Here is a 4,844-nt window from a genome sequence, read left to right on the forward strand (position 1 = left end):
ATCGTTATTATTTTGAGTACAACTCGACGATTAGGTTTTCCTTAATGTTTTCAGGTATCTCGTCGCGGTTAGGATAGTTCAGGAATTTACCTGTTAAGCTATTAGCATCCCATTCTAACCAGCTGTATTTGCTGATTCTTCTTCCGGCTACTGAAAGTGTGATTGCTTCTAATGATTTAGATTTTTCACGTACAGAGATCACGTCACCAGCTTTTAACGCGTATGATGCAATGTTTACAACAGCACCGTTAACGTTAATGTGTTTGTGATTTACCAATTGACGTGCTGCAGAACGGGTAGGAGCGATACCTAAACGGTAAACAGCGTTATCTAAACGAGCCTCTAAAAATTTCAGCAAGTTTTCACCTGTGATACCTTCTTTAGCTGATGCACGGTGAAACAAGTTTTCGAACTGACGCTCTAATACACCATAAGTGTATTTTACTTTTTGTTTCTCCATTAACTGAGTTGAATACTCAGATTGTTTTCCACGACGTTTGGAAGCACCGTGCATTCCTGGTGGATAGTTTTTACGCTCTAACGCTTTATCCGGACCGAAGATCGGCTCACGGAAACGGCGTGCAATTTTGGATTTTGGACCTGTATATCTTGCCATTTGTGTGTGTTCTTAAAGTATCAAGCAGCCTGTAGCTGCCGAATCTTAGCTTTAAAAAATCTGTTAATTAAACTCTTCTTCTTTTTGAAGGACGACAACCATTGTGTGGAAGCGGTGTAATATCTTTTATCGTTGTAACTTCGATACCTGCAGTTTGCAAAGTACGGATAGCTGATTCACGACCGGCACCAGGGCCTTTTACAAATACTTCAACTTTACGTAAGCCTAAGTCATAAGCAACTTTACCGCAATCGGCAGCAGCTTGTGAAGCAGCGTAAGGAGTATTCTTTTTTGAACCTTTGAAACCCATTTTACCAGCTGAAGACCATGATACAGCCTGACCGGTTTTGTTTGTAAGGGTTATGATAATGTTGTTAAAAGTTGCATTGATGTGTGCTTCGCCAACCGGCTCAACGATAACAATACGCTTTTTGGTAACTTTTTTGGTTTTAGCCATTTTTTTACTTTTTGAATTAATGAATTACTGAATTAACAAATAATTCGGACTCATTAATTATAATTTTTAAATGAGGTATTCCTAATGGTTTACAAAGCGAGAACTAACCAAAGCCCTCTAACCATTAATCAATTATTTAGTAGCTTTCTTTTTGTTAGCAACTGTTTTACGTTTTCCTTTACGGGTACGTGAGTTATTTTTAGTACGCTGACCACGTAATGGTAAACCTTTACGGTGACGTGTACCGCGGTAACAACCTATATCCATCAAACGTTTAATGTTAAGCTGAACTTCTGAACGAAGCGCGCCTTCCACTTTAATTTGATCGTTGATAATTCCACGAATTGCAGATAATTGCTCATCTGTCCAATCCTGAACTTTGGTGTTAAAATCAATACCAGCTTCAGTTAAAATTCTTTGAGCTGTTGCACGGCCTACGCCGTAAATGTAGGTAAGTCCAATCTCACCTCTTTTGTTTTTCGGTAAATCAATACCTGAAATCCTTGCCATATTTATTATTTGTTTTTTAGATGATAACCGAACGGCGGGCCACCGTTGTACGGTTTATCACAATTTTTAATTATCCCTGACGCTGTTTGTATTTAGGATTCTTTTTGTTAATAACATAAAGTTTCCCGTTACGGCGAATGATCTTGCAATCAGCGCTGCGTTTTTTAATGGATGCTCTAACTTTCATCTCTTTGTTTATTTATATCTATAAGTTATTCTACCCTTTGTTAAGTCGTATGGACTCATCTCCAACTTCACTCTGTCGCCAGGTAAAATTTTAATGTAGTGCATACGCATTTTGCCGGATATATGTGCGATAATCTCATGACCATTTTCAAGTTCAACCCTGAACATTGCATTTGACAATGCCTCTCTAATTGTACCGTCTTGCTCAATCGAAGATTGTTTAGCCATATTTTATTGATTATTACTTAATTATCCGCCCTAAAACCGGGATGCAAAATTAATAAAAAATTATTTAATTATTATTTTTTTCTTTCAAAACATTTTCAACATAATCAAATGTCGATAAAATGTCTGGTTTACCTTTACCAATAGCTACCGTATGCTCATAATGCGCAGATGGCTTTTTGTCGATAGTTGAAACGGTCCATCCATCGTCCCAGAACTTCACACCAGCACGGCCGGCATTGATCATGGGCTCAATCGCTATTACCATTCCTTCTTCCAACTTTATACCGGCTCCGCGTTTACCGTAGTTAGGCACTTCAGGCTTTTCGTGAAGTTTAACCCCCACGCCATGCCCTACAAGTTCCTTTACTACGCCAAAGCCATTCTTTTCGGCATGTTCCTGTACAGCGTATCCTATATCCCCTATCCGCATACCTACTACGGCTTTAGCTACGCCAAGTTCAAGACACTCTTTGGTTACCCTCATCAGTTTCTTAACCTCGTCGCTTACCTCACCTATAGCAAAAGTGTAAGCCGAATCACCTACGAAGCCATTTAGTGTAGCTCCGCAATCAACAGATACCAGATCTCCTTCAACAAGTGTATACTTTCCTGGGAAACCATGTACAACCTGATCATTAAGCGAAATGCAAAGAGAATATGGAAACCCGCCGTAGTTTAAAAAAGTAGGAATTCCGCCGTTATCGCGTATAAAGGTTTCAGCAAGTCTGTCGAGTTCAATAGTTGTTATACCTGGGCCAATCACTTTCGCTATCTCTGCATGTGTTCTGGACACTAGCAGAGCACTGGCTCTGATCAATTCTATTTCCTCGGCAGACTTATAAAGAATTTTTGACATGCTTATAATTAGATAGCCGTCGGGGTTGTTCCGGCAGCAGCAGGCATAGCCGTGCGGCCTTTGATCCTTCCGGTTTTCATTAAACCATCGTAATGGCGCATCAGCAAGTGGCTTTCTATTTGTTGCAGGGTATCTAAAACAACACCTACCAGGATGATCAATGATGTACCACCAAAGAACCTCGCGAATATTGGCGATACACCAACCAAACTGGCTAATGCCGGGATAATCGCGATAAGCGCCAGAAATATTGAACCTGGTAAAGTTATTCTTGAAATTACAGCGTCAATAAAATCAGCAGTTGATTTTCCTGGTTTAATACCAGGTATAAAACCACCGTTCTTTTTCATATCATCTGCCATTTGGTTAGGGTTAACCGTAATAGCAGTATAGAAATAAGTAAACACGATAATTAATATACCAAACAACAGGTTATGCTCCCATGAATTATAGTTTGATAATGCTATCAAAACACCATTTGAAGCAGCGGTTGGGAAAAACTGTTGTACTGTTGACGGAATAAACATTAATGCCTGAGCAAATATGATTGGCATAACACCGGCAGCATTTACCTTTAAAGGTATGTACTGACGAACGCCGCCATATTGCTTGTTACCCACTATACGTTTAGCGTACTGTACGGCAATTTTACGTGTACCCTGTACTATAAGTATGGTGAACATCACTACACCTATAAGCGCTACAATTTCAACCACAAAAGTTACCAAACCACCTGCACCTGCGGTACGTGACTGGAACTCTGTAATAAAAGCACCTGGCAATTGGGCAATGATACCCACCATGATAATTAATGATATACCGTTACCAATACCTTTATCTGTAATTTTTTCGCCCAGCCACATTACAAATAATGTACCTGCGGTTAATACAATTGTAGTAAGTATGGTAAACAGTGGATCGCTAACTAAACGGGCATCAGGGCCTATTTGTGAACGCACATAACCTATAGCCTGTAAGGCAGTGATACCTATGGTTAGGTAACGTGTCCACTGGTTAAGTTTGTTACGGCCGCTTTCGCCTTCTTTCTGAAGTTTAGTGAAATAAGGTACTGCAATACCCAGCAGTTGCACCACAATTGAAGCCGAAATGTAAGGCATTACACCCAGCGCAAAAATAGAGGCACGTGAAAACGAGCCCCCTGCAAACATATTCAGCAATCCTACTAATCCTTCTGCCTTATGGTCTGATATTGATGTAGCATTTACACCGGGTAAAACCACGAATGAGCCTACACGATATATTAAAAGAAATAAGAGTGTGTTAATAATACGCACTCTCAGATCTTCGATTTTCCAGATATTGGATAATGTGGTGAAAAATTTCTTCATTGAAACTTACAACTTAACTATGGTACCACCAACTGCTTCAATCGCTTTTTGCGCTGTTGCAGTAAATGCATGTGCTTTTACTTCTAATTTGGCTTTCAGTTCGCCACGGCCCAGGATTTTAACCTGATCGTTGCGTGAAGCTAAACCATGTTCTTTCAGTGTATCCAGATCAACTACTTGCAATGAGTATTTTTCAACTAATCCTTGCAGTACATCCAAGTTAACACCTGTATATTCAACACGGTTAGGGTTTTTGAAACCTACCTTAGGCACACGGCGTTGTAAAGGCATCTGACCGCCTTCAAAACCAACCTTAGTGCTGGTACCTGAACGTGAACCAGCGCCTTTGTGGCCACGGGTTGACGTACCGCCACGGCCAGAACCTGTACCACGGCCAATTCTTTTTCTATTTTTAGTAGAACCTTCTGCAGGTTTAAGATTACTTAAGTTCATAATATTAAATGTTTTCTACCGCTACCAGGTGGTTAACTTTTCTAACCATACCAACTATAGCAGGTGTAGCTTCAACTTCTACACTGTGGTTAATTTTACGTAAGCCTAAAGCTTCGATTGTTTTCTTTTGGCGTTCACTTCTGTCGATCACGCTCTTAATCTGTGTAATTTTGATTTTGGCCATGACTG

Annotated in this window: 9 protein-coding genes; all 9 read right to left on the reverse strand. The window is 40.0% G+C overall.

The genetic code is table 11. The features are described from left to right. Positions 1-7 precede the first annotated feature (7 nt). Positions 8-616, reverse strand: coding sequence for a 30S ribosomal protein S4 (gene rpsD / locus AAGC65_RS24950; protein WP_290324406.1), 609 nt, complete (start codon positions 614-616; stop codon positions 8-10). A 67-nt stretch (positions 617-683) separates the two neighbouring features. Continuing rightward, positions 684-1,073: a 30S ribosomal protein S11 gene (gene rpsK / locus AAGC65_RS24955; RefSeq protein ID WP_321562457.1), complete on the reverse strand. Its 390-nt coding sequence runs from the start codon at positions 1,071-1,073 to the stop codon at positions 684-686. A gap of 132 nt (positions 1,074-1,205) precedes the next feature. Continuing rightward, positions 1,206-1,583 carry a 30S ribosomal protein S13 gene (gene rpsM, locus AAGC65_RS24960; protein ID WP_343115180.1) on the reverse strand — a complete coding sequence of 126 codons (378 nt, stop codon included), beginning with the start codon at positions 1,581-1,583 and terminating at the stop codon, positions 1,206-1,208. A 70-nt stretch (positions 1,584-1,653) separates the two neighbouring features. Next, positions 1,654-1,770, reverse strand: a complete 117-nt coding sequence (gene rpmJ, locus AAGC65_RS24965) for a 50S ribosomal protein L36 (protein ID WP_074487407.1) — start codon at positions 1,768-1,770, stop codon at positions 1,654-1,656. 8 nt (positions 1,771-1,778) lie between these two features. Further along, positions 1,779-1,997, reverse strand: a complete 219-nt coding sequence (gene infA, locus AAGC65_RS24970; RefSeq protein WP_022833270.1) for a translation initiation factor IF-1 — start codon at positions 1,995-1,997, stop codon at positions 1,779-1,781. A gap of 64 nt (positions 1,998-2,061) precedes the next feature. Then, positions 2,062-2,853, reverse strand: coding sequence for a type I methionyl aminopeptidase (map, locus tag AAGC65_RS24975; RefSeq protein ID WP_343115181.1), 792 nt, complete (start codon positions 2,851-2,853; stop codon positions 2,062-2,064). An 8-nt stretch (positions 2,854-2,861) separates the two neighbouring features. Continuing rightward, positions 2,862-4,202 carry a preprotein translocase subunit SecY gene (gene secY, locus AAGC65_RS24980; protein ID WP_343115182.1) on the reverse strand — a complete coding sequence of 447 codons (1,341 nt, stop codon included), beginning with the start codon at positions 4,200-4,202 and terminating at the stop codon, positions 2,862-2,864. Positions 4,203-4,208: 6 nt separating this feature from the next. Then, positions 4,209-4,655 carry a 50S ribosomal protein L15 gene (rplO, locus tag AAGC65_RS24985; RefSeq protein ID WP_343115183.1) on the reverse strand — a complete coding sequence of 149 codons (447 nt, stop codon included), beginning with the start codon at positions 4,653-4,655 and terminating at the stop codon, positions 4,209-4,211. 4 nt (positions 4,656-4,659) lie between these two features. Continuing rightward, positions 4,660-4,839 carry a 50S ribosomal protein L30 gene (gene rpmD / locus AAGC65_RS24990; RefSeq protein ID WP_183556590.1) on the reverse strand — a complete coding sequence of 60 codons (180 nt, stop codon included), beginning with the start codon at positions 4,837-4,839 and terminating at the stop codon, positions 4,660-4,662. Positions 4,840-4,844 lie beyond the last annotated feature (5 nt).

It is taken from the genome of Mucilaginibacter sp. (genome assembly GCF_039207105.1).
GTDB lineage: Bacteria > Bacteroidota > Bacteroidia > Sphingobacteriales > Sphingobacteriaceae > Mucilaginibacter.